This window comes from Mycobacterium sp. TH-M82 (genome assembly GCF_057473605.1).
Map to the genome: position 1 here is coordinate 1 of NZ_JBYCKY010000888.1, position 1,282 is coordinate 1,282.

General features: G+C 69.2%; 1 protein-coding gene and 2 pseudogenes. All 3 read left to right on the forward strand.

Going from position 1 to position 1,282, the window contains the following annotated elements:
• Window positions 1–406: pseudogene (locus tag AC2VON_RS25920) on the forward strand (ATP-binding protein); the annotation flags it as partial.
• Window positions 403–816, forward strand: a pseudogene (locus AC2VON_RS25925) (roadblock/LC7 domain-containing protein); the annotation flags it as partial. The pseudogenes AC2VON_RS25920 and AC2VON_RS25925, both read left to right, overlap by 4 nt.
• Before the next feature lie 105 nt (window positions 817–921).
• The coding region (locus AC2VON_RS25930; RefSeq protein ID WP_486955374.1) for a DUF742 domain-containing protein at window positions 922–1,282 on the forward strand (361 nt) is incomplete at its 3' end.

Here is a 1,282-nt window from a genome sequence, read left to right on the forward strand (position 1 = left end):
CTACCAACGGATGATGTCGGAGTGGCTGGTCGACCCGCACGAGTTGGGCCGCAGCGCCGACCTGGACTGGAAGTCGGTGTGGGACCACGGCTGGACGCTGGCCGCCGAGGCGGAGAACGCCCCGGTTGCGTCTCGTACCGAGCAGGGTCTACCGATCCGCGAGCCCGGTATCCGGCTGGTGCCGGGGTCGGTTGACCGGGCAGGGCAGCATCGGGCCGAGCCAGAGCGCGCCGAGCGCCCGGCGGTGCCTGACGATAATTCGCGTCGGCCCGCGCACCGGGCGCCCGACGCGATCCGCTCCTCGATCGCCAGCCACTTCGGCGGGGTGCATGCCGCACGATCACGCGCCGTAGAGGCTAACTGGGAAGTCGGCCGGGAAAACGGTCAGGGACCCGGCGACGAATGACGTTCCCCTCGAGCCCATCGGACCGGCAGCGTTCGCCGGACGACTCACTGGACTGGTTGGTGTCGACATTCGCCCGCGAGGTTCCCGGGGTGTCGCATGCGGTGCTGGTGTCGGTGGACGGGTTGCTGGTCGCGGCCAGTGAACATCTGCCAGCCGAACGGGCCGACCAGTTGGCTGCGGTGTCGTCGGGGTTGGCCAGCCTGGGGACCGGGGCGGCGCAACTGTTCGAGGGCGGCCGGGTGCTGCAGACCGTGGTCGAGATGGACAACGGTTATCTGCTGCTGATGCGGGTCGGTGACGGCTCACATCTGGCCGCGCTGGCCGCGACATCGTGTGACATCGGTCAGATCGGCTACGAGATGGCGATCCTGGTCGAGCGGGTCGGCGCCGTCGTGCAGTCGTCGCGACGAGTCGCGTCCGATTGCCCGGCCGGCCCCCGAAAGCGAGGCGATCCCCACCCCGAGCCGGCTGCCCGGCCCGCGGCGTCGCCGCACTTCCGGCATGCGTGAGCGGCCATGGAAACACCCGAGCGGCCGGTGCCTGATACGAATCTGGTCCGCCCCTACACGCTGACCTCCGGCCGCACCGACACCGAGGTCGACCTGCCGCTGGAAGCTCCGGTGCAGACCCTGCAGTCGGCGCTGTTTCACCGCTGGCCGCTGAACGACACGCGGGGCAGGATCGTCGCGCTGTGCGTCAAGAGCCCGTCGGTCGCCGAAATCTCGGCGCGATTGGATTTGCCGCTCGGTGTCGTGCGCGTCCTGGTCGGTGATCTGGTCACGTCGGGATACCTTCGGATACGTCCGACGTTGGACGACCACTCGACCCGAGGCGAACGCCGCGAACTGATAGGAAGGACGCTCCGTGGCCTACGAG